Source organism: Amycolatopsis endophytica (assembly GCF_013410405.1).
GTDB classification, from domain to species: Bacteria; Actinomycetota; Actinomycetes; order Mycobacteriales; family Pseudonocardiaceae; genus Amycolatopsis_E; species Amycolatopsis_E endophytica.
This window is the reverse complement of record NZ_JACCFK010000001.1, coordinates 3,371,068-3,394,555: the sequence shown is the minus strand read 5'-3', so window position 1 is coordinate 3,394,555 and position 23,488 is coordinate 3,371,068. Positions and strand designations below refer to the sequence as shown.

The following is a 23,488-nucleotide window of genomic DNA, read 5'->3' as shown; positions in this document are numbered from 1 at the left end:
CCGTCCATTGTTACGCGAAAATCCGGTCCGCGGGTTTGCCTGCCCCGAACCACGTCGCGAACGCTTCGTCCAGACCGTCGGTCGAACCGTCCTCGCGTGCCCACGCGACGTGGCCGTCCGGCCTGATCAGGGCCCTGAGCTCGGGGCGCCCCACGGCAGCGGGAACGGCCCGCACGCGCTCGTCGTCCAGTGCGGCGCCGATCAGGACCGCACTGCCGTCGTGGCAGTGCTCGGCGAGACGGGTGCCGTCGGCCAGCTCGAAGTCCGGCGCGCCGCGGCCGACGAGGTCGTGGTCACCGGCGATGGGATAGCGGTGCAGCACACCGGAGAGCTTCTTCGCCACGTACGTCGCCCCGTCGCGGGTCGCGAACAGGTCGATGAGCACGGACCGCAGCGCCTTGGCGCGCGGCTCCGGGCGCATCGCCGCGATCTGCGCCCTCGTCCACTCCAGCACCCACTCGCCGATCGGATGCCGTTCGGTGGTGTAGGTGTCCAGCAGGCCGTCGGGCGCGGTGCCGCGAATGGTCGCGGCCAGCTTCCACCCGAGGTTCGCCGCGTCACCGATGCCGAGGTTGAGTCCCTGCCCGCCGAAGGGCGAGTGGACGTGCGCGGCGTCGCCCGCGAGCAGCACCCGGCCGCGGCGGTAGGTGTCGGCCTGCCGGGCGTTGTCGGTGAAGCGGGTGACGCTGCTGATCGACCGCACCGTGACGTCCACTCCGGACACCCGCCGGATGCTGCCCTGCAACTCCTCCACGGTCACCGGCGAAGTGCGGTCGGCGGGCGGGCCGTCGAACTCCACGGTCAGCACGCGTCCCGGCACCGGACCGTGCACGTAGACGCCGGTGTCCGTGCGCTGCCAGCCGAGTGGCAGCGCCTCGGCGCCGTCCATCTCGGCGATCGCCTGCCGTCCGGTGATCTCCGGATCCGTTCCGGGGAAACCGAACCCGGCCAGCTTCCGCACGAGACTGCGGCCGCCGTCGCAGCCGACCAGCCACCCGGCGCGCACCCGCTCGTCGCCGACGTGCACCGTCACCCCGCCGTCACCGGCGTCGAACCCGGTGACCTCCGCACCCCGGCGCACAACCGCCCCCAGGCTCCGTGCGTGCTCCTCCAGCACCCGCTCGACGGCCTGCTGCCCCACCAAGGTCAGCTCGGCGGCCGGGCCCGCGTCACGGAACGCCGGGTCGGCGAGGTCGACCGGATCGCGGCCGACCATGATCCCGGCGAAGTGCCCGATCATCGGCGCGGGTGCCGTTTTCCGGTCCGACAGCATCTTTTTCACCTGCTCGACAGCCAGCCGCATCTCCTCCGCGAGCGGCCCGAGCAGCCCCCGCCGGTAGAGCACCTCAGCCGTCGTCACGTTGATCGAGCCTGCCTTGACGGTCGGGTCGATCGCCGTCCGCCGCTCCACGACGAGCACGCTCGCACCACCGAGCCGCAGCTCGCCCGCCAGCATCAGTCCCACCGGGCCGCCCCCGGAAATCACCACGTCGAAGTCCATGCCGCCCATGGTGCCACAAACTTGTACCGAGTCAAACTTTTGGTCCGGTATAGAATCTGACGCATGGGACTTCGCGAGGAGAAGAAACGGGCCACGCGACGGCACATCTCCGACATCGCGACCGGCCTGTTCGCTCAGCGGGGCTTCGACAACGTGACCGTCGCCGAGGTCGCGGAGGCTGCCGGGGTGTCGAAGATGACCGTCTTCAACTACTTCCCGCGCAAGGAGGACCTGTTCCTCGACCGCCACGACGACCGGCTGCGCGAGCTGGAGCGGGTGATCCGGGAGCGGCCCGGAGGCGAGGACGTGACGACCGCGTTGCGGCGGTACCACCACGAGCTGGTGGCGCAGCGGCACGCGCTGGCCGGCACCCGGCCCGGCACGGTGGGGTTCCTGAGCATCCTGTACGCCAGTCCCGCCCTGATCACCCGGACCTACGAGCAGTCCCGCGAGACCGCCGACCTGCTCGCCACACTGCTCGCCGAGGAGACCGGGGACCCGGTGGCGGCGCGGCTGACGGCGAACCTGGTGGCCGCGACGCTGGACTCGATCTACGAGCACGCCTGCCGCCGGATGCTGGACGGCGACGACCCGAACGACGTGCACCGCGACCAGCCCGCGGTGATCGACCGCGCCTTCGACCTGCTGGAGAACGGGCTCAGTGCCGCGAAGCCGCGTCGATCACGTCGTCGAGCACCTCGCGGGAACGGATCAGATCGGTGATCATCCGGTCGATGCGCTCGCGTTCGCCGCGCAGGTCGCCGACCAGTTTCGCGTCCGCGATCTCGGACGGGCCACCGTCGGCGTCACGCATGCATGGCAGCAGCTGGGCGATCTTCCTGCTGTGCAGGCCGGCGGCGAACAGCTCCTGGATGCGGATGACCCGGTCGACCGCCGCCTCGGGGTACTCCCGCTGGCCGCCCCCGGTGCGGTCCGCCGACAGGAGCCCTTGTTTTTCGTAGTACCGCAGGGACCGTTCGCTCACGCCGGTGCGCCGCGCCAGCTCGCCGATCCGCATCACGCACCTCCGGACTTGAACCTGACACTGATGTTAGGTTCTACCTTCGCCGCATGGCAACCACACTGTTCGACCAGACCCGCCTCGGGGACCTGACCCTGTCCAGCCGCCTGGTGATGGCTCCGCTGACCCGCACCCGCGCGGGCGCCGACGGTGTCCCGTCCCCGATCATGGAGACCTACTACGCGCAGCGGTCCACGGCGGGCCTGATCATCGCCGAAGGCACCACACCCAATCCCGTCGGCCAGACCTATCCCGGCATCCCCGGGATCCACAGCGCCGCCCAGATCGCCGGCTGGCGGCGGGTGACCGGCGCGGTCGCCGCGCCGATGTTCCTGCAGCTGCAACACGGTGGCCGCAACGGGCACCCCGCCACCAGCGGGCTGACGCCGGTCGCGCCGTCGCCGATCCCCCTGCCCGGCACCATCTTCACCAGGCAGGGACACCAGCCGTCCGTGACGCCGCGGGAGCTGTCGCCCGTCGAGATCGCCTCGACCGTCGCCGACTTCGCGAACGCGGCGCGCAACGCGGCCGAAGCGGGCTTCGCGGGTGTCGAGGCGCACGCCGCCAACGGTCACCTCCTGCACCAGTTCCTCTCCGAGAACACCAACCACCGCACCGACGGCTACGGCGGCCCGGTCAGCAACCGCATCCGGTTCGCCGTCGAAGTGGTGCGCGCTCTCGCCGAAGCGATCGGGCCCGAGCGCGTCGGATTGCGGATTTCGCCGCGCAACACCGTCAACGGCATCGCGGAGGGCGACACCGCGCCCATCTACCGCGCCCTGGTCGGCGAGCTGGCCGGAGACGGGCTGGCGTACCTGCACATCGTCTTCGCCGAGCCCGAAGATGTGCTGTTCCACGAGATCCGCGCGGCGTGGCCCGGTGTGCTGATGGCCAATCCGAAGCTGCCCGGCACGCTGCCCGAGGACGGCGGGCGTCGCGAGGGCGAACGGCTGCTGGACGCGGGCGCGGACCTCATCGCGCTCGGGCGCGCGTTCATCTCCAACCCGGACCTGGTGGATCGTTTCCGGCTCGGTGCGCCGCTGAATCCCTTGCGGGACGGGAATTTCATGTACACCGGCGGCGAGTCCGGCTACACCGACTACCCCGCGCTCGCTACTGTCGCCGGGTGACCTATCTGGATGTGACGAGATCCGCCTACGACACCGTGGCGGTCGACTACGCCCGGCTCCTCGAAGGGCTGCTGGAGCAAACTCCCGAGGACCTGGCGATGCTGCGGCTCTTCGCCGACTACGTGCGCGCGGACGGCGGGCAGGTGGCCGACATCGGCTGCGGAACGGGCCGGGTGACCACGTACCTGGATTCGCTGGGGGTGCCCGTCTTCGGCATCGATCTCTCGCCCGGGATGCTGGCGGAGGCGCGGCGGCGCTACCCGCACCTGCGGTTCGAGGTCGGCGCGATGGCGGACCTGGCACTGGAGGACGAAAGCCTCGGCGGGATCCTCGCCTGGTACTCGATCATCCACACGCCGCCGGAGCTGCTGCCCGCGGTGTTCGCCGAGTTCGCGCGGGTTCTCGTGCCGGGCGGGCACCTGATGGTCGCGTTCCAGGTCGGCGACGAGCGCAAACGACTGGAACAGGCTTACGGGCACACGGTTTCCTACGACGCCTACCGCCTGCCGCCGGACCGGATCGCGCAGATGATGGCGGACGCCGGGTTCAGCGCGACCTCGCGGATGATCCGCGAGCCGGTGTTCGAGTACGAGTCGACACCGCAGGCTTACCTGCTCGGTCGCCGGGCGCGCTGAGCCTGGTTTTCAGCGCCGTCAGGTGGGTGCGGCTGCTGATCCTCGCCCGCTCGGGGTCGCGGGCGGCGATCGCTTCGGTGAGGTCGGCGTGCGCCTCCTGGTCGGCTCCGCCCGGCCGGAGGCGCAGCATCTCGACCATCGCCTGACGGACACGCGCCGACACGCTGTCGAACAGCTCGACCAGGATCTCGTTGTGCCCGGCGACGACCACGCTGCGGTGGAAGGCCGTGTCGGCGTCGAGAAGTTCCTCGACGCGTGCCCCGGTACGTCCCGCCAGTGCACGGCGGATCGCCCGCAGGTCGGCGGGGGTACGGCGCTCGGCAGCGAGCGCCGCCGCCTCGGACTCGATCGCGATGCGCGTCTCGATCACCGCGACGATCCCGGCGCGCCGGAGAACCGCGTCCCACTCCTGCGCCACGTCGAGCGCGCGCACGAACACCCCGGCACCCTGACGCGTCTCCAGCACACCCTTCGCGGCCAGCTCGCGGATCGCCTCCCGCAGGGTCGACCGGCCGACGCCCAGCTGCGACGCCAGTGTCGTCTCACCGGGCAGTTTCGCGCCCAGCGCCCACTCACCGGACCGGATCCGGTCCAGCAGCAGGTCCGCCGCCTGCTCGGCCAGGCGGTGCCGCTGTACCTGCGTCACACGATGCTCCTCTACTTGTCTGCGGAGTCGTGATACAGTCTAGCTCGTGATCGCTCGCGCTCTCCTTCTCCTTCGTTGCCACGGCGGGGCCTGACCGGACCGGCTCCCCGCCGTGGAGCCGTTGTGCGCCGGTCGCCCTCGCGACCCGAAGGAAAACGCGACATGTTCCGCTGGAACACCCAACACCCCTCGCCGATGCCCTCCCACCGCTACCGCGACGTCCATTCGCGGGTGGCGGTCCCACTGTCCGAACGCGACTGGCCGTCGAAGCGGCTGACGCACGCGCCGCTGTGGGTTCCGGTCGATCTGCGGGACGGCAACCAGGCGCTGGCCGAGCCGATGGATCCCGCGCGCAAGCGGCGGTTCTTCGAGCTGATGGTGGAGATCGGCTACCAGGAGATCGAGGTCGGCTACCCGTCGGCCTCGCGGACCGACTACGACTTCGTGCGGCTCATCGCGGAGACCGACCTGGCTCCCGAAGACGTGACGATCGTGGTGTTCACCCCGGCCCGGCGCGACCTCATCGAGCGCACCGTCGAGTCCGTCCGGGGCATCACGAACGACGTGGTGATCCACATGTACACCCCGACGGCCCCGCTGTGGCGGGATGTCGTCCTGGGCCGCACGCGTGACCAGGTGAAGGAGCTGGTGGTCGCGGGCGGTTCGGACATCCTGGAGCTGGCCGGTGATCTGCCGAACGTGCGGTTCGAGTTCTCGCCGGAGGTGTTCAACCTGACCGAGCCGGACTTCATCCTGGACCTGTGCGCGACGATGACGACGTTGTGGGAGGCGAGCCCGGACCGCCCGGTGATCCTCAACCTGCCCGCGACGGTCGAGGTGGCGACCCCCAACGTCTACGCGGACCAGATCGAGTACATGCACAAAAATCTGGACCGGCGCGATTCGGTGATCCTCTCGGTGCACCCGCACAACGATCGCGGCACCGGTATCGCCTGCGCGGAACTGGCTGTGCTGGCGGGCGCGCAACGGGTCGAGGGCTGCATCTTCGGCAACGGCGAACGCACCGGCAACGTCGACATCGCGACGCTCGCCCTGAACCTGCACGCCCAGGGCATCGACCCGATGATCGATTTCTCGGACATCGACCGGATCCGCCGCACCGTCGAACACTGCACGCGCCTGCCGGTGCACGAGCGTCATCCCTACGTCGGCGCCCTGGTACACACGGCTTTCTCCGGCACTCACCAGGACGCGATCCACAAGGGCTTCACCGAACACCGTTCCCGAGCAGCCGCGCTCGGCGTCCCCGAACACGAGCTGGAGTGGCAGCTCCCCTACCTGCCGATCGACCCGGCGGACCTGGGCCGTGATTATGAGGCGGTCATCAGGGTCAACTCGCAGTCCGGCAAGGGCGGCATCGCCTACCTGCTGTCCACCGAACACGGAATCGAGTTGCCCCGGCGCCTGCAGATCGATTTCGCCCGGCACGTCCAGCACCACACGGACGACACCGGCGGGGAAATCACCGGGGACGAGCTGTGGACACTGCTTCAGCAGGTGTATCTGAACTGCCCGGCCGTGCGCGGCGAGGTGCTGGAACACTTCTGCCGCACGACGGCGACCGGTGAAGTACTGACGTTCGTCGAGTACTCCGGGGCCGACGGCCGAGGCTGGATCGGCGGACGCGGCCCGACGGAACAGGCAGCCACGAAAGACGCCCTGAGCCGCGTAGACCCGACAAAACTGACTGCCTGAACCCGGCAGCACAAGCCAGACCCGACCGACCGGACCTACCCCACCCCGCAACGGGAGCCGGCACCCGACCGGCCCGGACCTCCCCCGCCCCGATCCCCAGCCTGCTTTGGTCGCTGATCAGCGGGGTCAAGGTACTCTTTCCCGCCTTGACGCCGCTGCTCAGCGACCGAAACCATCCGCGAGGAGGGGCGGGGGAGGTCGAACCCAAGCCGACCGACTACTGCGCGGCGGCGGGACCAGCCAGCGCCGGAGGCGCTTCCTCGTCTGCCCCAGGCGCGGGTTCAAAGATCAAAAGAGTCCTCGCCGGACGGGCTGGCTCCGGGATGACCAGGGGTTTCGCAGTCCGGCTCACCTTGGCATGGGGGTCGCTGGTGCTCGCCTACTGTGCGGCGCTCAGGACAGGATCGAGTCCAGTTTTGCTCGTACGCGATCGAGGTCTTCCGAGTACTTGAGCACCGCGCCCAGCGTGCGGGCCGCGTTTTCGGCGTCCAGCTCGCTGCGGTTGAGCGCCACCAGCGCCTGCGCCCAGTCCAGCGACTCCGCGATGCCGGGGGGCTTCAGTAGCTCCAGCTCACGCAGCCGGCGAACGGCAACCGCCACCTGGGTGGCGAGACGTTCGCCGATTCCGGGCAGGCGGCGGCGCAGGATGGCGACCTCGCGGGACAGGTCGGGGTGTTCCAGCCAATGGTAAAGACACCGGCGCTTCAACGCGTCGTGGACCTCGCGGGTGCGGTTGGAGGTCAGCAGCACCAACGGTGGTTGCGAGGCACGGATCTCGCCGAACTCGGGGATCGTCACGGCGTTCTCGTCGAGCAGCTGCAACAGGAAGGCTTCGAACTCGTCGTCGGCCCGGTCGATCTCGTCGACCAGCAGCACGCACGGCGCTTCCTTGAGCGCGCGCAGCAACGGGCGGGCCAGCAGGAAACGCTCCGTGAACAGGGACTGCTCGGCGGCGTCCACGTCCAGCGTCTCGCTGCCCGCTTCCAGTGCGCGCAGGTGCAGCAGCTGGCGCGGGAAGTCCCATTCGTACAGTGCCTGCGCCGCGTCGATCCCCTCGTGGCACTGCAACCGCACCAACGGCAGGCCGAACGCCTCCGACAACGAGACGGCCAGCGAGGTCTTCCCCGTGCCGGGTTCGCCTTCGCAGAACAACGGGCGCTGCATCCGCAACGCGAGGAACGCGGCGGTGGCGGCACCCTCGTCGGCAAGGTAGCCGACCCGGTCCAGCTCCGTCGCCAGCTCTTCGGGTGAGTTGACCTTCACCCCTCCACCCTAAGGCCTCAAGTCGGCCGGCGTGTCCACGTCATCGCCGCCGCCCAGGTCAGCGCACTCGATCAACCGTAAATCGTCCCGGCCGCGGAGCCAGTCGCGGGCGCCACGATCGCCCGAGGCGCCGTCCGCGACCTCGCTCCACCAGCGCCGTCCCAGCAGCACCGGGTGCCCCGGCACACCGTCGTAGGCGGCGCGGGCGACGACCTCCGTCGAGGCCGATGACAACAACCGCGCGACGATCCGGGCGTCCACCCCTGGCAGGTCGACCAGGTGCACCAGCACCGCCGAAGCCTCCGGCAACGCCCGCAGACCGGCCCGCAGCGACGCACCCATACCGCTGGACCAGTCCGGTGAATCGACCGCCAGCTCGGGCGACGGCAACAGAGCACGCACCTCCGAAGCCCGGGCACCCACCACGACCCGAACCGGGTCGCAACCACCGTCGGCCAGCACCCGCAAAGCCCGGCGCACCAACGGTTCCCCGTCCAGCTCGACCAGCGCCTTCGGCCGCCCCATCCGGCGGCCGGCGCCCGCCGCGAGCAGCAACCCGGCGCAGTCAGCCACGGCGGGCCTGCACGGGAGCGACGGCCAGATCGTCCTCGATGCGCTTGGCCGCGGCCAGCAGCGGCGGCACCATCTCCACCACCACCGTCTCCCGCGGCGTCCGGCTGGCGTGCGTGGACACGTTCACCGCGGCGACCACCCTGCCGTGCCGGTCCCGGATCGGCGCCGCGACCGACCGCAGGCCCTCCTCCAGCTCCTGGTCGACCAGCGCCCACCCCTGCTGCCGTACCGAACCGAGTTCGCGGCGCAGCTCGGCGGGGGAGGTGAGGGTGTGCGAGGTGAGCCGCTGCAGGTCCGCGTGCTCCAGGTACTCCGCGAAGCCCGCGTCGTCCAGCCCGGCGAGCAGCACGTGCCCCATCGACGTCGCGTAGGCCGGGAACCGGGTGCCGACGTTGATGCTCACCGTCATGATCCGCGACACCGCCACCCGCGCGACGTAGACGATGTCCGCGCCCTCCAGCACCGACACCGAACTCGACTCACGCACCTCGGCTGAGAGCCGCTCCAGGTGCGGCTGCGCCACCTCGGGCAGCGTCATGCTGGACAGGAACGCATACCCCAGCTCCAGCACGCGCGCCGTGAGCGAGAAGTACTTGCCGTCGGTGCGCACGTACCCGAGGTCGGCGAGCGTCAGCAGGAACCGCCGCGCGGCGGCCCGGGTCAGGCCGGTCGAGCGGGCCACATCGGACAGCGTCAGCTCCGGCGACCCGGCGCCGAACGCGCGGATCACGGCCAGGCCGCGTTCCAGCGACTGGACGTGGTGCGCGCCCCGCTCGACCGGTTCCATGGTCCCCAATCTACTGCGCGGTGGGCTCTCCCATCTCGGCCAGCGTCTTCTGCGCGATGGCGAACGCCTCGTTCGCCGCGGGCACCCCCGCGTACACGCCCGCGTGCAGCAGCACCTCGCCGATCTCGTCGGCGGTCAGCCCGTTGCCGACGGCGGCGCGGACGTGCATCGCGATCTCGCCGTGGCAGTGCAGCGCGGTGAGCACGGCCAGCGTGATGCAGCTGCGGGTCTTGCGGTCCAGGCCGTCACGGGTCCAGATCGAGCCCCACGCGGCGCGGGTGATGTAGTCCTGGAACTTCTGGGTGAACTCGGTCGCGTTCTCCGACGCGCGGTCGACGTGCGCGTCGCCGAGCACCTCGCGCCGGACCTTCATGCCGGCGTCGTACAGTTCGTCGCTCATCGCGTCCCCTTCACGTGTTCCAGGATCAACCCGGTGAACCGCTCCGCCTGCTCGTAGCTGCCCAGATGGGCGGCATGGCCGAGAACTTCGAACCGCGCGTCCGGAATACCGTCGGCGATGACCTGGCCGTGCGAGGACGGCAGCGCGGCGTCGTCGGCGCCGGAAATCACCAGCGTCGGCGCACTGACCGTGGACAACGCGGCGGTCAGGTCGAGCCCGGCGATCGCCTCGCAGCAGGACGCGTAACCCTCGGCGGGGGTCGTCGCGGTCATCTGCTGGAGTTCGGCGGCCAGTTCCGGGTGCGCGGAGATCCAGTCCCGGGTGAACCAGCGGCCGATGCTGCCCTCGGCGATCTCGCCCATCCCCTCGGCCCGCACCTGCCGCGCGCGGCCGGTCCACATCTCGACGTTGCCGGGTTTGACCGAGGTGAACGTCAGGGCCAGCGTCCTGATCCGCGACGGCGCGTGCTGCCCGAGCCAGGCGCCGGTCATCCCGCCCAGGGACAGGCCGACGAAGTGCGCGGACTCGACCGCGAGCGTGTCGAGCAGCTCGACGACGTCACCGCCGAGATCGGCGATCGAGTACGGCCCGGGCGGCACGTCCGACTTCCCATGACCGCGCGTGTCGTACCGGACGACGCGGAAGCCGTTGTCCACCAACGGCTTCACCTGCGGTTCCCACATCCGCAGGGTGCTGCCGATGGAGTTGCTCAGCACGACCACGTCACCGTCACCCGCGGTCTCGTGGTGGACCTTCACGAAGTTCCCTTCCGCTTCTCCAGCACCCGTTCGACGAAGACGCGCGCGCTCCCCAGGTAATCGGCCGGGTCCAGCAGTTCGCCGATGCGCTCGCGCGACAGGTGCTTGCCCACCAGCGGATCCTCGGCCAGCAGGTCGGCCAGCGCACCCTCACCGGCCAAGGCGCGACGGGTGCACGCGCTCACCGCGTCGTGTGCTTCGAGCCGTCCGGTCTCTGCCGCGAGCGCGGTCGTGACGCGTTCGGACAGCAGGGCGCCGCCGGTGATGTCCAGGTTGTCCCGCATCCGCGCGGTGTCGACCCGCAACCGGTCGAGGCTGGTGCGCAGCCAGTGCACCGCGGATCCGGCGCTGCGGAACAGTTCGGTCAGCGGGCGCCATTCGGCGTGCCACGAACCGGCGGCGCGCTGGTGCTCCTGCGTCATCGCACCCAGCAGGGTCGCGACGAGCCCCGGTGCCTGCTGGGCGGCCGCGCCCGCGGCCACCGCGGCGACCGGATTCCGCTTGTGCGGCATGGTCGACGAGCCGCCGCTGCCCTCGGCGACCTCGGCCACCTCCCCGACCTCGGTCTGCGCCAGCAGCACCAGCGACCGCGTGATCCCGGCGATCACCCCGCACAGTTCGCCGAGCGCACCGGCCAGTTCCGCGATGCGCGTGCGCTCGGTGTGCCAGGGCAGCACGGGTTCGTCCAGCTCCAGGCGACGGGCGAAGGCCGCCAGCACCTCCGGCCCCCGCTGCCCCAGCGCGGCGAGCGTGCCGGTCGCCCCGCCCAGCTGCACCGCGAGCCGCTGCCCACGCAACCGCTCGGCCGCCGCGTCGATCCCGGACAACCAGCCCGCGACCTGGAACCCGAACGTCACCGGCAACGCCTGCTGCAGCAACGTCCGTCCCGCTTGGACGGTGCCGATGTGCTCACGGGCCAGCGCGGCGAGGCTGTCCGCGCACGCCTCGACGTCGGCCAGCAGCACGGCCAGCGCCCGCGCGGACACCAGCATCGCGGCGGTGTCCACGATGTCCTGGCTGGTCGCACCGAGGTGCACGACCCGGCCCGCTTCGCCGCCGACCTGGGCGGTCAGCTCCCGGACCAGTGGCGCGGCCGGGTTGCCGACCCCGACGGACTTCGCGCCGATCGCGGCGATATCGAACCGGCCGTCACGGGCCACGGAGGCGATCCGGTCGGCGTGCTCGCGCGGGATCACGCCCGCGTCCGCCTCCGCGCCTGCCAGCGCCGCCTCCGCGTCGAGCAGGGCCCGCAGCCAGGCCGGGTCCGCGACCTCGTCGCGCACCGGCCCGGCCGCGAGCACCGGGTCGAACAGGTCAGACATCGAAGAACACTGTTTCAGCGCCACCCTGCAGGCGCACGTCGAAGCGGTACCCGTCTTCGGACTTCTCCGCGATCAGCGTGTCGCGGCGCTCCTCCGGCACCGAGCCGAGCACCGCGTCCGCGGCGTTGGCCTCGGTGTTCTCCGGGAAGTAGATCCGCGTGACGACCCGGTGCAGCAGCCCGCGCGCGAACACCGACACGTCGATGTGCGGGGCCTGCGCCGCCCCGTCCTCGCCAGGGATCGCGCCCGGAAGCAGGGTCAGGATCTCGTAGGAACCGTCCGGTTTGGTCGGGCAGCGCCCGAAACCGCGGAAGCCCTCGACGCGGCCGCGCGGATCGTCCGGATGGTCGAAGCGGCCCTGTGGATCGGCCTGCCAGGTCTCGATCATCGCGTCGGGGATGGGCATGCCCTCGCCGTCGGTGACGACACCCCGGATCCACACGGCGCCCGGCGTGCCCACCGGAACCACGGTCGGGCCGTCGTCCCAGGGCAGGCCGATCGCGAGGTAGGGGCCGACGGTCTGCGAAGGGGTGGTCATTCGTCCTCGTCCTCCTCTTCTTCGAAGACCGAGGCTTCCCGGCCGCGCACCACGATGTCGAACTCGAAGGCCAGCGCCCAGTGGTCGGTCGTGCGGCTGAAGTCGAACCGCGAGATCATCCGCTGCCGCGCCTTCTCGTCCGGGATCGAGTTGTAGATCGGGTCCTGGAAGAACAGCGGATCGTCCGGGAAGTACATCTGCGTCACCAGGCGCTGCGTGAACGCCTGCCCGAACACCGAGAAGTGGATGTGCGCCGGGCGCCAGGCGTTGTCGTGGTTCTTCCACGGATACGCGCCCGGCTTGATGGTGGTGAACTCGTAGCGGCCCTCCGAGTCGGTGACCGTGCGGCCGACACCGTCGAAGTTCGGGTCCAGGGGGGCGGGCCAGTTGTCGCCGATGTGCCGGTAGCGGCCGCCCGCGTTGGCCTGCCAGATCTCGACCAGCGAGTGCGGGATGCCGCGACCGTCGCCGTCGAGGAGGCGGCCGTGCACCAGGATGCGCTGCCCCTGCGGCTCTTCCGCGTGCTGGCGGGTGAGGTCGTTGTCCAGTTCGCCGAGGCGGCCCGGCCCGAGCAGCGGGCCGGTGACCTCGGTGAGCATCTGCGGCAACAGGACCAGCGGCTGCTTCGGGTGCCGGAGTTGCGTCGAGCGGTAGCCGGGCGAGTTCAGCGGCGCGTGCGTGCCGTCGGGGTCCCGCCGGTAGCGCGGCAGGATCAGCCTGTCACTCGTCGGTGCTGCCATAGCACGGTTTCCTTTCTCCTCACGCTTCCAGCACGACCGCGAGCCCCTGGCCAACGCCGATGCAGATCGCGGCCAGACCGTAGCCACCGCCCCGGCGGCGCAGTTCGTACGCCAGCGACGCGAGAACGCGCCCGCCGGAGGCGCCGAGCGGGTGCCCGATCGCGATGGCGCCGCCGTTGACGTTGACGATCGCCGGGTCGAGCTTCGGCCAGTCGGCGAAACAGGCCAGGCACTGCGCGGCGAACGCCTCGTTCAGCTCCACCGCGGCCAGCTGGTCCCAGCCGATCCCGGCGCGTTCCAGCGCGATCTCGGCGGCACGCACCGGGCCGATGCCGAACACGTCCGGATCGACACCCGCCGCGCCGCGCCCGGCGATGCGCGCCAGCGGCGTCCTGCCGATCCGGTCGGCCGCCGCCTGATCACCCAGCAGGACGGCGGAGGCACCATCGTTGAGCGGCGAGGCGTTGCCCGCGGTGATGGTGCCGTCCTTGCGGAACGCGGGCTTGAGCTTGGCCAGCTTCTCCAGCGTCGAATCGCCGCGAATGCCCTCGTCGCGGATCAGGTCGGTGCCGGGGACGGGCACGACGTGGTCGTCGTAGAAGCCCGCATCCCACGCCTTCGCCGCGTGGAGGTGGCTGCGCAGCGCGAACTCGTCCTGCGCCTCGCGGCTGATGCCGTAGGACTCCGCCAGCCGCTCGGTGCTCTCGCCCAGCGAGATCGTCCACTGCTCGGGCATCTCCGGGTTGACCATGCGCCAGCCCAGCGTGCTGGAATGCAGCGTCTGCGTGGCGGGCGAGTACGCCTTCTCCGGCTTGAGCAGGATCATCGGCGCGCGGCTCATCGACTCCACGCCGCCCGCGACGACCAGGGAGGCGTCACCGGTGGCGATGGTGCGGCTGGCCTGCATCACGGCGTCCAGGCCGGAACCGCACAGGCGGTTCACCGTGGTGCCGGGCACCGTGGTCGGCCAGCCCGCGAGCAGCGCGGCCATCCGCGCGACGTTGCGGTTGTCCTCCCCGGCCTGGTTGGCGTCGCCGAGCACGACCTCGTCGATCGTGCCGGGGTCGAGGTCGCTGCGGGAGGCCAGTTCGCGGAGGACGTGCGCGGCGAGGTCGTCCGGGCGGACCTTCGCGAGCGCGCCGCCGTAGCGGCCGAACGGGGTCCGGATCGCGTCGAGAACGTACGCCTCGCTCATCGCGCCGCCTTCAACGCACGCAGGGCCGCGAGCTCGGCCTCGGTCGGCGCGGGCGTGGTCCCCAGCTCCGGCGCGACCTTGAGGTCCCAGCCGGTCGCCTCCCTGACCTGCTCGACCGTGACGCCCTCGTGGATCTGGGTCAGCACCAGCTCAGCGGTCTCCGGGTCCGGCCGCATCACGCCGAGATCGGTGATCACCAAGGTCGGACCGGCGCCGGGCAGGCCCAGCTTCTCCCGCTCGCCCTTGCCGCGGCCGTGGCCGAACGAGGTGATGAAGTCGACCTGGTCGACGAAGCTGCGCTTGCTCTGCCGCACGACGACGTAGACCTCGTGGCAGCTCGCGGCGATCTCCGGGGCACCACCGGCACCGGGCAGGCGGACCTTCGGATCGGCGTAGTCGGTGCCGATCACGGTGGTGTTGATGTTGCCGAACTTGTCCAGCTGGGCGGCGCCGAGGAAGCCGACGTCGATGCGGCCGGGCTGCAGCCAGTAGTTGAACACCTCCGGCACGCTGATCACGGCGTCCGCGGTGTCGGCGAGGATGCCGTCGCCGATCGACGCGGGCAGCCGGGTCGGCTTCGAACCGAGCGTGCCGGACTCGTAGATGAGCACGAGGTCGTCGGCGTGGGTACGGCGCGCGAGGTTGGCCGCGGTGGAGGGCAGGCCGATGCCGACGAACACCTTCTGGCCGCCGGAGAGGGCCCGCGCCGCCGCAACGGACATCATCTCGTCGGACGTGTACGTCCGCTCGGCCGTCGCTGTCACTGGGCCACCTCCGTCGTGAATACCTTCTCCTCAAGCCACTGCTGGAACGAGTCCCTCTCCCGCCCAATGGAATCCCAATACGCGTAGTACTCGTTGTCGCGTTCCGAGTACCCCGCCGCGTACGAGGGATGTGCGCCGTTCGGGACCTCGGCGACGGTCGTGACGGCCCAGGTCGGCAGGATGACCTGGCCGGGGACCGGGGTCAGCTCGTCGACGACCTCCTCGACCGTGACCAGGCTGCGCTTCGCGGCCAGCACCGCTTCCTTCTGCACTCCGACCAGGCCCCACATCTGCACGTTGCCCGCGCGGTCGGCCCGCTGCGCGTGGATGATCGACACGTCCGGGTTGATCGCGGGCACCGCGGCCAGTTCCTCGCCGGTGAACGGGCAGGTGATGGTCTTGATCGTGTCCGTGTGCTTCGGCAGGTCGGTGCCCCGGTAGCCGCGCAGCACGGCGAACGGCAGCCCGGAGGCGCCGGCGACGTAGCGGTTGGCCATACCCGCGTGGCTGTGCTCCTCGATCTCCAGCGGCACCGGCCACGAGTTCTGGACGGCGTCGCGGAACCGGTGCAGCGAGCCCACGCCCGGGTTGCCGCCCCACGAGAAGATCAGCTTCTTCGCGCAGCCGGCACCGATGAGCTGGTCGTAGACGATGTCCGGGGTCATCCGGACCAGCGTGAGGTCCGTGCGCCGCTGGCGGATGATCTCCTGCCCCGCGGCGTGCGGGATGAGGTGGGTGAATCCTTCGAGGGCGACCGTGTCCCCGTCGTGCACCAGCTGGGCGACGGCGTCACGGAGCGACGTGATCTCGGCCATTGAGCTGCTTTCGTTCGCATTCCGCACACAAGTTCTACATATGAACATAGTCGCTCGACAGAGGCGGCGCAAGGAAACCGACGGGCATGGAAAGGTGTTCCCCATGCGAATCGTGGTGACGCGGCGGATTCCGGAAGCGGCGATGGTGGTGCTCCGCGAGACGGGCGAGGTCTGGATGTCCGGCGAAGACCGGCCCCTCACGCCCGAGGAGCTGCGCGAAGCGGTGCGCGGCGCGGACGCGGTGGTGGGCATGCTGCACGACCGCATCGACGGCACCGTGGCCGACGCGGCCGGGCCGCAACTCAAGGTCGTGGCCAACGTGGCCGTCGGCTACGACAACGTCGACGTGCCCGCGCTCGCCGAACGGGGCGTGACCGTCACGAACACTCCGGGCGTACTGACCGACGCGACCGCCGACCTGGCGTTCGGGTTGCTGCTCGCGGTCACCCGCCGCCTCGGCGAGGGCGAACGGCTGCTGCGGGCACGGCAGCCGTGGTCGTTCCACCTCGGTTTCCTGCTCGGGTCCGGACTGCAGGGCAAGACGCTCGGCATCGTCGGGCTCGGCCAGATCGGCCAGGCGATGGCCCGCCGCGCCCGCGCGTTCGGGATGCACATCGTCTACAGCGGACGGTCGCGCGCGAAACCGGCGGCCGAGGCGGAGCTGAGCGCCGAGCACCTGTCGTTCCCCGACCTGCTGACCACGGCCGACGTGGTGTCACTGCACTGCCCGCTGACCCCGCAGACGCGCCACCTCATCGACGCCGAGGCCCTGGGCGCGATGAAACACAGCGCATTCCTGGTCAACACCACGCGCGGCCCGGTCGTGGACGAGCCCGCGCTGGCCGACGCGCTGCTGCGGCGCGAGATCGCCGGGGCCGGGCTGGACGTGTTCGAGAAGGAGCCGGAAGTCGAGCCACGGCTGCTGGAGATGGACAACGTGGTCGTCACACCGCATCTCGGCTCGGCGACGGTCGAGACACGCACCGAGATGGCTCTCCTCGCGGCCCGCAACGTGGCGGCCGTGCTCGCGGGCGAAGGCGCCATTAATGAGGTGCGGCCGGGCGGTGATCGCTCCTAGTCTCCGGGGCGTGCGATTCGACAGCCAGGTCCTGATCCTCGACGCCGACGACACGCTGTGGGAGAACAACGTCATCTTCGAGCGGGTCATCGACGACTACCTGGACTGGATCGCCCATCCCACGCTCGACCGGGCCGCCGTGCGCGAGATCCTGAACGACATCGAGCGGGCGAACACGGTCACGCACGGCTACGGGACCAGGGCGTTCCTGCGGAACCTGGCCGAATGCTTCGAGAAACTGAACGAGCGCCCGGCGACGGCCGCCGACCGCGCCCGTATCGAGGAACTGGCGCACGCGCTGATCCACCACGAGGTCGAGCTGATCCCGGGCGTCGCGGACACGCTCGACGAGCTGGGCACGCGGCACGAGCTGTTGCTGCTGACCAAGGGCGACCGGGAGGAACAGCAGCGCAAGGTCGACGCCTCCGGCGTCGCGCACCACTTCGGCGAGGTGCGCATCGTGCCGGAGAAGCATGCCGACGTGTACCGCGGCCTGGCGGCGGAGCGGATGCTTCCGCCGGAGACGACGTGGATGGTCGGCAACTCGCCGAAGTCCGACATCCGCCCGGCCCGCGCGGCCGGCCTGAACGCGGTGTTCATCCCGAACGCCCACACCTGGGTGCTGGAGCACGACGAACTCGACGAGTCCGATGACCGCGTTCTGCGGCTCGGCTCGTTCCGGGAGCTGCTGCACCACTTCTAAAACTTGCGCAGCACGCATCTTTGCGCGGCGCGCATGTTTTGCTATCGTCGGGTCATGGGCCTGCGGGAGCGAAAGAAAGCCGAGACGCGCTCGGCGATCAGCTGGGCGGCGATCCGGCTGGCGGTCGAGCGCGGGTTCGACAACGTGAAGGTCGAGGACATCGCCGAGGCCGCGGGCGTCTCCCCGCGCACGTTCAACAACTACTACTCCAGCAAGGGCGAGGCCATCGCGGCCCGCCACACCGACCGCGTCCGCAACCTCGCCGCGGCGCTGCGTGAGCGCCCGGCGGACGAGTCGTTGTGGGACGCGATCGGCGCTTCGGCCGTGGCCCAGTTCGGTCCGGACCTCGCCGCCACCGAAAACCCGGTGACGGATCCGGCGACCTGGACGGCAGGCGTGCGCGCGACGCTCGCCGCCCCCGCGCTACAGGGTGACCTGCTCAAGGCGGGAGCATCGGCGGAAGCCGAGATCGCCGCCGCGGTCGCCGACCGCACCGGCACCTCGCTCGACCGGGACCTGTACCCGCACCTGGTGGCGGCCGCGGTCGTGGCCGCCGTGAACACCGCGATCGGCCACCACCTGCGCACCGAGCGCCCGGTGGCGGACCTGCTCGCCGAAGCGCTCTCCCAGGTCGCCGCGGGCCTCACCCGGTAACTCCACTGTGGACAGCCAGCCCGGCGCGGTCGCCGGGCCGATGTTCCCTGCCCGGAAGGACTTCCCATGATCGACGTCGTCATCGCTGGCGGCGGGCCCAACGGCCTGATGCTCGCCTGTGAACTCGCACTCGCCGGCATGCGGCCGGTCGTCCTGGAGCGCCTGACCGAACCCGGCCACGAGCGCCGGGCGAACGGCCTCGTCGGCGAGGTCGTGCGCCTGATGGACCGGCGCGGCCTGTACGAGCGGCTGACCGGCACGCCCGGTGCGCCCGAACCCGTCCCCGGGTTCGTGTTCGGCGCCTTCCCGCTGCCACTGGCCGACCTGGACCACCACCTCTACACACTGGCGGTGCCGCAACGGCGCATCGAGGCGGTGCTCGCCGAACGCGCGGCCGAACTCGGCGTGGACATCCGTCGCGGACACGAGGTCACCGGCCTGGTCCAGGACGAGGACGCGGTGACCGTCGAGATCGGTGGACGCGAGCCGGTGCGGGCGCGGTTCCTCGTCGGCGCGGACGGCGGGCACAGCGTGGTCCGCAAGCTCACCGGTATCGGATTCCCCGGCGTCACCTCCGACGACTCCGTGGCGTACTCGGGCGACGTCACGGTTCCGCCCGAGCTGATCGGTCCCGGCGGCGAGCTGGTGGTCCCCGGGTTCGGTGTCATACCGCCGTTCCAGCACCTGCGGACCGACCGCGGACTGATCACCTGGGCCCCCTTCCCCGACCGGGACCCCATGGTCAGCACCACGGAGTGGGGACCTCCCGCCGAGGGCGAGGCGACGCTCGACGCACTGCGCGCCAGCGCCGCCCGCGTACTCGGCGCGGACCTGCCGCTCGGGCCACCGTCCGGCGAGGGCCCGCACCTGCTGCGCCGCCTGTTCGGGGGCAACACCCGGATCGCGGAGCGCTACCGGGACCGCCGGGTTTTCCTGCTCGGCGACGCCGCGCACGTCCACTCCGCGATCGGCGGCCCCGGCCTCAACCTCGGTCTCCAGGACGCGGTCAACCTCGGCTGGAAGCTCGCGGCGGCCGTGCGCGGCGAGGTGGACGTGCTGGACACCTACGAGTCCGAGCGGCGGCCGGTGGCCCAGCGCGTCGCGATGCACACGCAGGCGCAGTCGCTGCTGATCCGGCCGGGCGGCGACGTGACCGCGTTCCGCGAGCTGTTCGCGGAACTGCTGTCGCTGGGCGGCACCCGCCAGCACATCGCCGACCTGATGGCGGGATCCGACATTCGCTACGACATGGGGGCAGCCGGTGAGCGCGTCGGGTGGTTCGCACCGGATCTGCCGGGCCTGCGCGAACTCACCCGCGGTGGCCGTGCCCTGCTGCTCGATCCGGCCGGAACGCTGGACGCCGGACCCTGGCGGAAGTCCGTCGACGTCGTCGAGGCGCCCGGACTGGAGACCGCGTACCTGCTGCGACCGGACTGCTTCATCGCCTGGACCGGCGAGGGCGGCGACGGCCTGCATGACGCGCTCACGAGGTGGTTCGGCCCCGGAACCGACTGAGGGAGGACACCGCCGCGGTGTCCTCCCTCAGGAAAGTCCTCGGTGTCAGGCGGTCGGCGCTCCCGGTGCGTCCGGCTGCTGCAGGACGGCGAAGTTCAGCTGCCCCTGCTCGTCCTGCTGGACGTCGAGCACCTTGTCGTCCAGGAACATCGCGGCCTGCGGTTCCAGGAACACCTTCGCGCCCCCGTCCGCGCCCACGACCTGGTCCCCGTCCTCCGGGGCGGGGGCCACGGAGAGCGCCAGCTGGGCGCCGCTGTCCTGCTGGGCCTGCACGGCGAAGCGCAGGCCGCCGTTGTCGGTCTGGCCTTCCTGAGCCGTCAGGGCGCTGATGGCCTCGGCGGCGGCATCGGTCAATGCGAGCATCGTGTCAGTCCCTTCGCGTCACGTGCACTCGTAGTCCCGACCGTAGGGGCACGCGCCGGGCGGTGCTGTCCAGCACCGGACGTCATCGGCGATCACCCTGGGTTTCGCCAGGTCATCCCTTCTGTGATCGAGATCACACCGGATCCTCGTCCGGCGGCGTGCGAATCGCGTCCGGAACCGACCCCGGCGGATTGTCGGCCTTCTGGTCCGCCGCGTCGCCGAGCGTCTGCCCGGCGTCGGACCCGTACCGGCCCGTGTCATCCCGCGAGGCGTCCGCGTCGTCCACCGCGACGTCCTCCGGCCGCACATCGGGCCGCTCCTCCGCCAGGCGCTGGTCGAGGCTCTCGCCGTCGCGCACCTCGTTCGGTGTCGTACCGAAGCGGTCGGAAGCCATGTACCGCTCGGGTGGCTCGACGCCCTCCTCGAGCGGATCCACACGCAGACGGTCCTCGTCGAGGTCCTCCGCGCTGTTCAACGCGGCCGGATCGCTCTCCGCCGCATCGGGGACGGGATGGCCATGAGCCTCACTCATAGGTCCTCCTCACCTGCTGGTTCCGCCAAGGCGATACCCGACCGGCGGAACGGGCAAACCCGAGACCAAGGTCACGTGCTTGTACAGTACAAATGATTGCTGAGCGCAGGTAAATTCCGGGATATGACCGCGACGTGGATCAGCGGGCCGGCGCAGCGACGAGCGTCCCGGCCCGCCGAACACCACCCGGTCGCTTGGTACGTCGTCGCCGGAGTCCTCACGACCGGACTGCAGGAACTGCTCTTCCTCGGCGCCCGCCCGCTCACCGGCGCGCTGATCGCCAACATCGTCGCGATCGCGCTGACCACGGTGGGCAACACCGAGTTCCAGCGACGGGTGACGTTCGCCGGGCTACCCGTGTCACGCCTTCGATTGCACCTGCAGTCAGCCGGGACGTTCGCCTTCTACGCGAGCTACGGTTCGCTCGTCCTGGTGTCGTTACACCTGTTCACGCCGGAACCGTCGGCGACCCTGCAGGCCGTCACCCTCGCCATGGCGAGCGGACTCGGCGGGATCCTCCGGTTCGCACTCCTGCGCTGGTGGGTCTTCGCACAGCGGTGACCTGCACGTTGTCACATCGCCAAAAGGTGTGTCACTTGTGCGTTCCGTTGATCGCGGATGCTCGGTTCGCGCGCTCCGGAAGCGCGATCGAGCGGGGAGTTGCTGCAAATGGGGTATGTCTGCCGAATGCCTAGTTGAAATCTGGACTGCCGGGCCACCACCACTTACGATTACGCACAGTCGCATCGGTGGCGGGCCGGCAGGGACCCAGAGGGAGTGCCCGCTCACCGAGCGTAACACGAAAACGCGGGCCCCCGACGGCGACCGGTCGACGGGTCATCGTTATGTCGTTGGGGAGCCGACCATGCGAACGAGTGTCCCGCCCAGTACTGCCGGAAGAACCGAGCCCGAGGCGCCGGGGCTGACCCCCCAGGCGTTCCCTCGGGCATCACAGCGGCTCACGAAAGAAGAGCTCGACCCGGTCGTCCGCGAAGCCGCGACCGGTGAACGCGTCGCCGTGGAACGCCTGATCGAGATGATCACCCCGGTCGCCGTCCGGTACTGCCGGGCCCGGCTGGGCGGGCGTGACCTGTCCTACCTGTCCGCGGACGACGTGGCACAGGAGGTCTGCCTGGCCGTTCTGCACGCGCTGCCGCAGTACCAGGACCGGGGCGGATCGTTCCTCTACCTGGTGCACGCCATCGCGTCGAACAAGGTCGCCGACGCCTACCGGCTCGTTTCGCGCGACCGGTCGGACCCGGTGGCCGAACTGCCGGAACGCCCGCTGGCCGACAACGAGCCCGAGAAGCACGCGCTCGACGTCGACCTCGGCGACCGGATGACGAAGCTGCTCGCCACGCTTCCCCAGTTGCAGCGGGAGATCCTGACGCTGCGGATCGCGGTCGGGCTCTCGGCGAACGAGACGGCCGAAGCGCTCGGCATCTCGCCGGGCAACGTCCGCGTCACCCAGCACCGCGCCCTCGCCAAGCTCCGCGCCATGATCACCCGGGACGGTGACCTGATCGGTTAGTCCGGGTACGCCTCGGTGAGGGCGGGCAGGAGCTGGGACGAGGCGAAGTCGAAGAATCCGTCCTGGTGGTCGCCGCCGATCTGGACCAGTGCCAGATCGGTGAACCCGGCGTCGGCGAAGGCTTGTGCGCTCTTCACGATCGGCTCGACGTCCGGGCCGCACGGGATCGACCGCGCGACGTCGTCGGGGGTGACGAACTGGGTCGCGCCGGCGAAGCCCGACGTGCCCGGGAGCTCGGCGTTGACCTTCCAGCCGCCGCCGAACCAGCGGAACTGCTCGTGCGCGCGCTGTTGGGCGGCCTCCGGGTCCGGATCCCAGCAGACCGGCAGCTGCGCGTACTTGCGCGAGGTGTCCTGACCGAGCTGGGCGCGTTCGTCGTCCCACGCCCGGCACAGCTCGGGCTTGGGCTCGGTCGCGATGAGCGCGTCGGCCACCGGGGCGAACCGGGTGACGGACTGCCCGCCGGACACGGCCACGCCGATCGGGGTGCGGCGCTCCGGCAGGTCCCACAGCTTCGCCGAGTCGACGCGGTAGTGCTGCCCCGAGTAGTCGACGTACCCGCCGTCGAAGAGGTCACCGATGATCGCGACGGCCTCGCTCAGCATTTCGTGCCGCACGTTCGCCGGTGGCCACCCGCGACCGACGACGTGCTCGTTGAGGTTCTCGCCCGCACCGAGCCCCAGCGTGAACCGGTCGCCGGAAAGCAGGGAGATGGTCGCCGCTTTCTGCGCCACCACCGCCGGGTGGTACCGCATGGTCGGACAGGTCACGAAGGTCAGCAGCTCCGCGCGCTCGGTCACCTGGGTGACCGCGCCCAGCACGCTCCACGCGTACGGCGCGTGTCCCTGTTCGTCGAGCCAGGGCGAGTAGTGGTCGCTGCACACCTCGAACGCGAACCCCGCCTCCTCGGCGGCCGCCGCGTGCCGGACCAGCTCCCGGGGCCCGGCCTGTTCGGTCATCAGGGTGTAACCGAAACGCACTCCTGCTCCTTTTCCGCCTCGGCGCTCTCGAGCAGCTGCTTGCGGCGCGTGATCATCGCGCGGCGCTCGGTCTCGTCGAGCCCGCCCCAGACGCCGAAGGGCTCCTCGGCGGTCAGCGCGTGGTGCCGGCATTCCACGATCACCGGACACGACATGCAGATCTGCTTCGCGCGTGCGACCCGGTTCGCGCGGGCGAACCCGCGTTCGCCGTCCGGGTGGAAGAACACCGCACTGTCCAGGTTCCGGCAGTTGCCGTGCCGCTGCCACTCCCACGTTTCGGCAACGGGCACCGGGAGCCTTGACGTGTCCGCCATCTCGACCTCACCTC

The 23,488-nt window shown here is 70.6% G+C and carries 28 protein-coding genes; 10 read left to right on the top strand and 18 right to left on the bottom strand.

The features are described 5' to 3' along the window. Window positions 1-10: 10 nt before the first annotated feature. Window positions 11-1,501, bottom strand: coding sequence for an FAD-dependent monooxygenase (locus tag HNR02_RS16825; protein ID WP_179774100.1), 1,491 nt, complete (start codon window positions 1,499-1,501; stop codon window positions 11-13). 63 nt (window positions 1,502-1,564) lie between these two features. Here HNR02_RS16825 and HNR02_RS16820 point away from each other — a divergent pair, with 63 nt between their 5' ends. Continuing rightward, window positions 1,565-2,224: a TetR/AcrR family transcriptional regulator gene (locus tag HNR02_RS16820; RefSeq protein WP_179774099.1), complete on the top strand. Its 660-nt coding sequence runs from the start codon at window positions 1,565-1,567 to the stop codon at window positions 2,222-2,224. Here the strand turns inward: HNR02_RS16820 and HNR02_RS16815 are convergent. After that, window positions 2,160-2,519, bottom strand: a complete 360-nt coding sequence (locus tag HNR02_RS16815) for a MerR family transcriptional regulator (RefSeq protein ID WP_179774098.1) — start codon at window positions 2,517-2,519, stop codon at window positions 2,160-2,162. The two genes, HNR02_RS16820 and HNR02_RS16815, sit on opposite strands and share 65 nt — an antisense overlap. A gap of 53 nt (window positions 2,520-2,572) precedes the next feature. Here HNR02_RS16815 and HNR02_RS16810 point away from each other — a divergent pair, with 53 nt between their 5' ends. Together HNR02_RS16810 and HNR02_RS16805 are read left to right on the top strand one after the other, a co-directional pair. Continuing rightward, complete coding sequence (locus tag HNR02_RS16810) at window positions 2,573-3,652, top strand: alkene reductase (protein WP_179774097.1); 1,080 nt, start codon at window positions 2,573-2,575, stop codon at window positions 3,650-3,652. Next, entirely contained in the window at window positions 3,649-4,287 is a 639-nt protein-coding gene (locus HNR02_RS16805) for a class I SAM-dependent DNA methyltransferase (protein WP_312861036.1), read from the top strand. Before HNR02_RS16810 ends, HNR02_RS16805 begins: the two co-directional genes overlap by 4 nt. Here the strand turns inward: HNR02_RS16805 and HNR02_RS16800 are convergent. Next, the gene (locus tag HNR02_RS16800) at window positions 4,199-4,933 is read right to left on the bottom strand and encodes a FadR/GntR family transcriptional regulator (RefSeq protein WP_179774096.1); all 735 of its coding nucleotides are present in this window, start codon (window positions 4,931-4,933) and stop codon (window positions 4,199-4,201) included. The two genes, HNR02_RS16805 and HNR02_RS16800, sit on opposite strands and share 89 nt — an antisense overlap. A 162-nt stretch (window positions 4,934-5,095) precedes the next feature. Between HNR02_RS16800 and HNR02_RS16795 the strand changes: the two genes are divergently transcribed. Next, a complete protein-coding gene (locus HNR02_RS16795; RefSeq protein WP_218902915.1) occupies window positions 5,096-6,649 on the top strand; it encodes a 2-isopropylmalate synthase in 1,554 nt (517 codons plus the stop codon). A gap of 393 nt (window positions 6,650-7,042) precedes the next feature. On the opposite strand, the gene HNR02_RS16790 is transcribed toward HNR02_RS16795, so the two are convergent. From HNR02_RS16790 to HNR02_RS16740, 11 genes are read right to left on the bottom strand one after another with little or no spacing between them, the layout of a single operon-like run. Further along, entirely contained in the window at window positions 7,043-7,912 is an 870-nt protein-coding gene (locus tag HNR02_RS16790) for an AAA family ATPase (RefSeq protein ID WP_179774095.1), read from the bottom strand. Window positions 7,913-7,921: 9 nt separating this feature from the next. Next, complete coding sequence (locus tag HNR02_RS16785; RefSeq protein ID WP_179774094.1) at window positions 7,922-8,485, bottom strand: nucleotidyltransferase family protein; 564 nt, start codon at window positions 8,483-8,485, stop codon at window positions 7,922-7,924. Further along, complete coding sequence (locus tag HNR02_RS16780) at window positions 8,478-9,272, bottom strand: IclR family transcriptional regulator (RefSeq protein WP_179774093.1); 795 nt, start codon at window positions 9,270-9,272, stop codon at window positions 8,478-8,480. The genes HNR02_RS16785 and HNR02_RS16780 overlap by 8 nt, the downstream gene beginning before the upstream one ends. Window positions 9,273-9,282: 10 nt before the next feature. Beyond that, window positions 9,283-9,672: a 4-carboxymuconolactone decarboxylase gene (pcaC, locus tag HNR02_RS16775; RefSeq protein ID WP_179774092.1), complete on the bottom strand. Its 390-nt coding sequence runs from the start codon at window positions 9,670-9,672 to the stop codon at window positions 9,283-9,285. Beyond that, window positions 9,669-10,430: a 3-oxoadipate enol-lactonase gene (gene pcaD, locus HNR02_RS16770; protein ID WP_179774091.1), complete on the bottom strand. Its 762-nt coding sequence runs from the start codon at window positions 10,428-10,430 to the stop codon at window positions 9,669-9,671. Before pcaD ends, pcaC begins: the two co-directional genes overlap by 4 nt. Then, complete coding sequence (pcaB, locus tag HNR02_RS16765; RefSeq protein ID WP_179774090.1) at window positions 10,427-11,752, bottom strand: 3-carboxy-cis,cis-muconate cycloisomerase; 1,326 nt, start codon at window positions 11,750-11,752, stop codon at window positions 10,427-10,429. Before pcaB ends, pcaD begins: the two co-directional genes overlap by 4 nt. Then, complete coding sequence (gene pcaG / locus HNR02_RS16760) at window positions 11,745-12,290, bottom strand: protocatechuate 3,4-dioxygenase subunit alpha (protein WP_179774089.1); 546 nt, start codon at window positions 12,288-12,290, stop codon at window positions 11,745-11,747. The genes pcaB and pcaG overlap by 8 nt, the downstream gene beginning before the upstream one ends. Then, the gene (gene pcaH, locus HNR02_RS16755) at window positions 12,287-13,030 is read right to left on the bottom strand and encodes a protocatechuate 3,4-dioxygenase subunit beta (protein WP_179774088.1); all 744 of its coding nucleotides are present in this window, start codon (window positions 13,028-13,030) and stop codon (window positions 12,287-12,289) included. Before pcaH ends, pcaG begins: the two co-directional genes overlap by 4 nt. Window positions 13,031-13,049: 19 nt before the next feature. Then, window positions 13,050-14,225 carry a thiolase family protein gene (locus tag HNR02_RS16750; RefSeq protein WP_179774087.1) on the bottom strand — a complete coding sequence of 392 codons (1,176 nt, stop codon included), beginning with the start codon at window positions 14,223-14,225 and terminating at the stop codon, window positions 13,050-13,052. Next, a complete protein-coding gene (locus tag HNR02_RS16745) occupies window positions 14,222-14,950 on the bottom strand; it encodes a CoA-transferase subunit beta (RefSeq protein ID WP_179775961.1) in 729 nt (242 codons plus the stop codon). Before HNR02_RS16745 ends, HNR02_RS16750 begins: the two co-directional genes overlap by 4 nt. A 35-nt stretch (window positions 14,951-14,985) precedes the next feature. Further along, window positions 14,986-15,804 (bottom strand): CoA transferase subunit A, encoded by an 819-nt coding sequence (locus HNR02_RS16740; RefSeq protein ID WP_179774086.1) that lies wholly within the window; start codon window positions 15,802-15,804, stop codon window positions 14,986-14,988. Between the two features lie 103 nt (window positions 15,805-15,907). Here HNR02_RS16740 and HNR02_RS16735 point away from each other — a divergent pair, with 103 nt between their 5' ends. The 4 genes from HNR02_RS16735 to HNR02_RS16720 all read left to right on the top strand — a co-directional run bounded on the left by HNR02_RS16735 (window position 15,908) and on the right by HNR02_RS16720 (window position 19,754). Next, complete coding sequence (locus HNR02_RS16735; protein WP_179774085.1) at window positions 15,908-16,882, top strand: 2-hydroxyacid dehydrogenase; 975 nt, start codon at window positions 15,908-15,910, stop codon at window positions 16,880-16,882. A 10-nt stretch (window positions 16,883-16,892) separates the two neighbouring features. Continuing rightward, window positions 16,893-17,585: an HAD family hydrolase gene (locus tag HNR02_RS16730; RefSeq protein WP_312861035.1), complete on the top strand. Its 693-nt coding sequence runs from the start codon at window positions 16,893-16,895 to the stop codon at window positions 17,583-17,585. A 54-nt stretch (window positions 17,586-17,639) separates the two neighbouring features. Beyond that, window positions 17,640-18,239, top strand: coding sequence for an acyl-CoA-like ligand-binding transcription factor (locus tag HNR02_RS16725; protein WP_179774083.1), 600 nt, complete (start codon window positions 17,640-17,642; stop codon window positions 18,237-18,239). A gap of 66 nt (window positions 18,240-18,305) precedes the next feature. Then, complete coding sequence (locus tag HNR02_RS16720) at window positions 18,306-19,754, top strand: FAD-dependent monooxygenase (protein ID WP_179774082.1); 1,449 nt, start codon at window positions 18,306-18,308, stop codon at window positions 19,752-19,754. Window positions 19,755-19,799: 45 nt separating this feature from the next. Here the strand turns inward: HNR02_RS16720 and HNR02_RS16715 are convergent, their stop codons facing one another. Continuing rightward, complete coding sequence (locus tag HNR02_RS16715; RefSeq protein WP_179774081.1) at window positions 19,800-20,117, bottom strand: HesB/IscA family protein; 318 nt, start codon at window positions 20,115-20,117, stop codon at window positions 19,800-19,802. A 133-nt stretch (window positions 20,118-20,250) separates the two neighbouring features. Further along, window positions 20,251-20,649, bottom strand: a complete 399-nt coding sequence (locus HNR02_RS16710; protein WP_179774080.1) for a hypothetical protein — start codon at window positions 20,647-20,649, stop codon at window positions 20,251-20,253. Between the two features lie 123 nt (window positions 20,650-20,772). Between HNR02_RS16710 and HNR02_RS16705 the strand changes: the two genes are divergently transcribed. Together HNR02_RS16705 and shbA are read left to right on the top strand one after the other, a co-directional pair. Further along, window positions 20,773-21,210: a GtrA domain-containing protein gene (locus HNR02_RS16705; RefSeq protein WP_179774079.1), complete on the top strand. Its 438-nt coding sequence runs from the start codon at window positions 20,773-20,775 to the stop codon at window positions 21,208-21,210. A gap of 304 nt (window positions 21,211-21,514) precedes the next feature. Beyond that, window positions 21,515-22,180, top strand: a complete 666-nt coding sequence (shbA, locus tag HNR02_RS16700) for an RNA polymerase sigma factor ShbA (RefSeq protein WP_218902913.1) — start codon at window positions 21,515-21,517, stop codon at window positions 22,178-22,180. Here shbA and HNR02_RS16695 read toward each other — a convergent pair. After that, window positions 22,177-23,160: a TIGR03557 family F420-dependent LLM class oxidoreductase gene (locus HNR02_RS16695; RefSeq protein ID WP_179774078.1), complete on the bottom strand. Its 984-nt coding sequence runs from the start codon at window positions 23,158-23,160 to the stop codon at window positions 22,177-22,179. The two genes, shbA and HNR02_RS16695, sit on opposite strands and share 4 nt — an antisense overlap. Continuing rightward, a complete protein-coding gene (locus HNR02_RS16690; protein ID WP_179774077.1) occupies window positions 23,139-23,474 on the bottom strand; it encodes a WhiB family transcriptional regulator in 336 nt (111 codons plus the stop codon). The genes HNR02_RS16695 and HNR02_RS16690 overlap by 22 nt, the downstream gene beginning before the upstream one ends. Between the last annotated feature and the right edge of the window lie 14 nt (window positions 23,475-23,488).

Coding starts and splice junctions, on each gene's coding strand:
- HNR02_RS16820 (WP_179774099.1), top strand. CDS start 1,565: ATGGGACTTCGCGAGGAGAAGAAACGGGCCACGCGACGGCACATCTCC.
- HNR02_RS16705 (WP_179774079.1), top strand. CDS start 20,773: ATGACCGCGACGTGGATCAGCGGGCCGGCGCAGCGACGAGCGTCCCGG.
- HNR02_RS16825 (WP_179774100.1), bottom strand. CDS start 1,501: ATGGACTTCGACGTGGTGATTTCCGGGGGCGGCCCGGTGGGACTGATG.
- pcaB (WP_179774090.1), bottom strand. CDS start 11,752: ATGTCTGACCTGTTCGACCCGGTGCTCGCGGCCGGGCCGGTGCGCGAC.
- HNR02_RS16810 (WP_179774097.1), top strand. CDS start 2,573: ATGGCAACCACACTGTTCGACCAGACCCGCCTCGGGGACCTGACCCTG.
- pcaG (WP_179774089.1), bottom strand. CDS start 12,290: ATGACCACCCCTTCGCAGACCGTCGGCCCCTACCTCGCGATCGGCCTG.
- shbA (WP_218902913.1), top strand. CDS start 21,515: ATGCGAACGAGTGTCCCGCCCAGTACTGCCGGAAGAACCGAGCCCGAG.
- HNR02_RS16795 (WP_218902915.1), top strand. CDS start 5,096: ATGTTCCGCTGGAACACCCAACACCCCTCGCCGATGCCCTCCCACCGC.
- HNR02_RS16710 (WP_179774080.1), bottom strand. CDS start 20,649: ATGAGTGAGGCTCATGGCCATCCCGTCCCCGATGCGGCGGAGAGCGAT.
- HNR02_RS16780 (WP_179774093.1), bottom strand. CDS start 9,272: ATGGAACCGGTCGAGCGGGGCGCGCACCACGTCCAGTCGCTGGAACGC.
- pcaH (WP_179774088.1), bottom strand. CDS start 13,030: ATGGCAGCACCGACGAGTGACAGGCTGATCCTGCCGCGCTACCGGCGG.
- HNR02_RS16690 (WP_179774077.1), bottom strand. CDS start 23,474: ATGGCGGACACGTCAAGGCTCCCGGTGCCCGTTGCCGAAACGTGGGAG.
- HNR02_RS16715 (WP_179774081.1), bottom strand. CDS start 20,117: ATGCTCGCATTGACCGATGCCGCCGCCGAGGCCATCAGCGCCCTGACG.
- HNR02_RS16725 (WP_179774083.1), top strand. CDS start 17,640: ATGGGCCTGCGGGAGCGAAAGAAAGCCGAGACGCGCTCGGCGATCAGC.
- pcaC (WP_179774092.1), bottom strand. CDS start 9,672: ATGAGCGACGAACTGTACGACGCCGGCATGAAGGTCCGGCGCGAGGTG.
- HNR02_RS16720 (WP_179774082.1), top strand. CDS start 18,306: ATGATCGACGTCGTCATCGCTGGCGGCGGGCCCAACGGCCTGATGCTC.
- HNR02_RS16750 (WP_179774087.1), bottom strand. CDS start 14,225: ATGAGCGAGGCGTACGTTCTCGACGCGATCCGGACCCCGTTCGGCCGC.
- HNR02_RS16740 (WP_179774086.1), bottom strand. CDS start 15,804: ATGGCCGAGATCACGTCGCTCCGTGACGCCGTCGCCCAGCTGGTGCAC.
- HNR02_RS16745 (WP_179775961.1), bottom strand. CDS start 14,950: ATGATGTCCGTTGCGGCGGCGCGGGCCCTCTCCGGCGGCCAGAAGGTG.
- HNR02_RS16735 (WP_179774085.1), top strand. CDS start 15,908: ATGCGAATCGTGGTGACGCGGCGGATTCCGGAAGCGGCGATGGTGGTG.
- HNR02_RS16815 (WP_179774098.1), bottom strand. CDS start 2,519: ATGCGGATCGGCGAGCTGGCGCGGCGCACCGGCGTGAGCGAACGGTCC.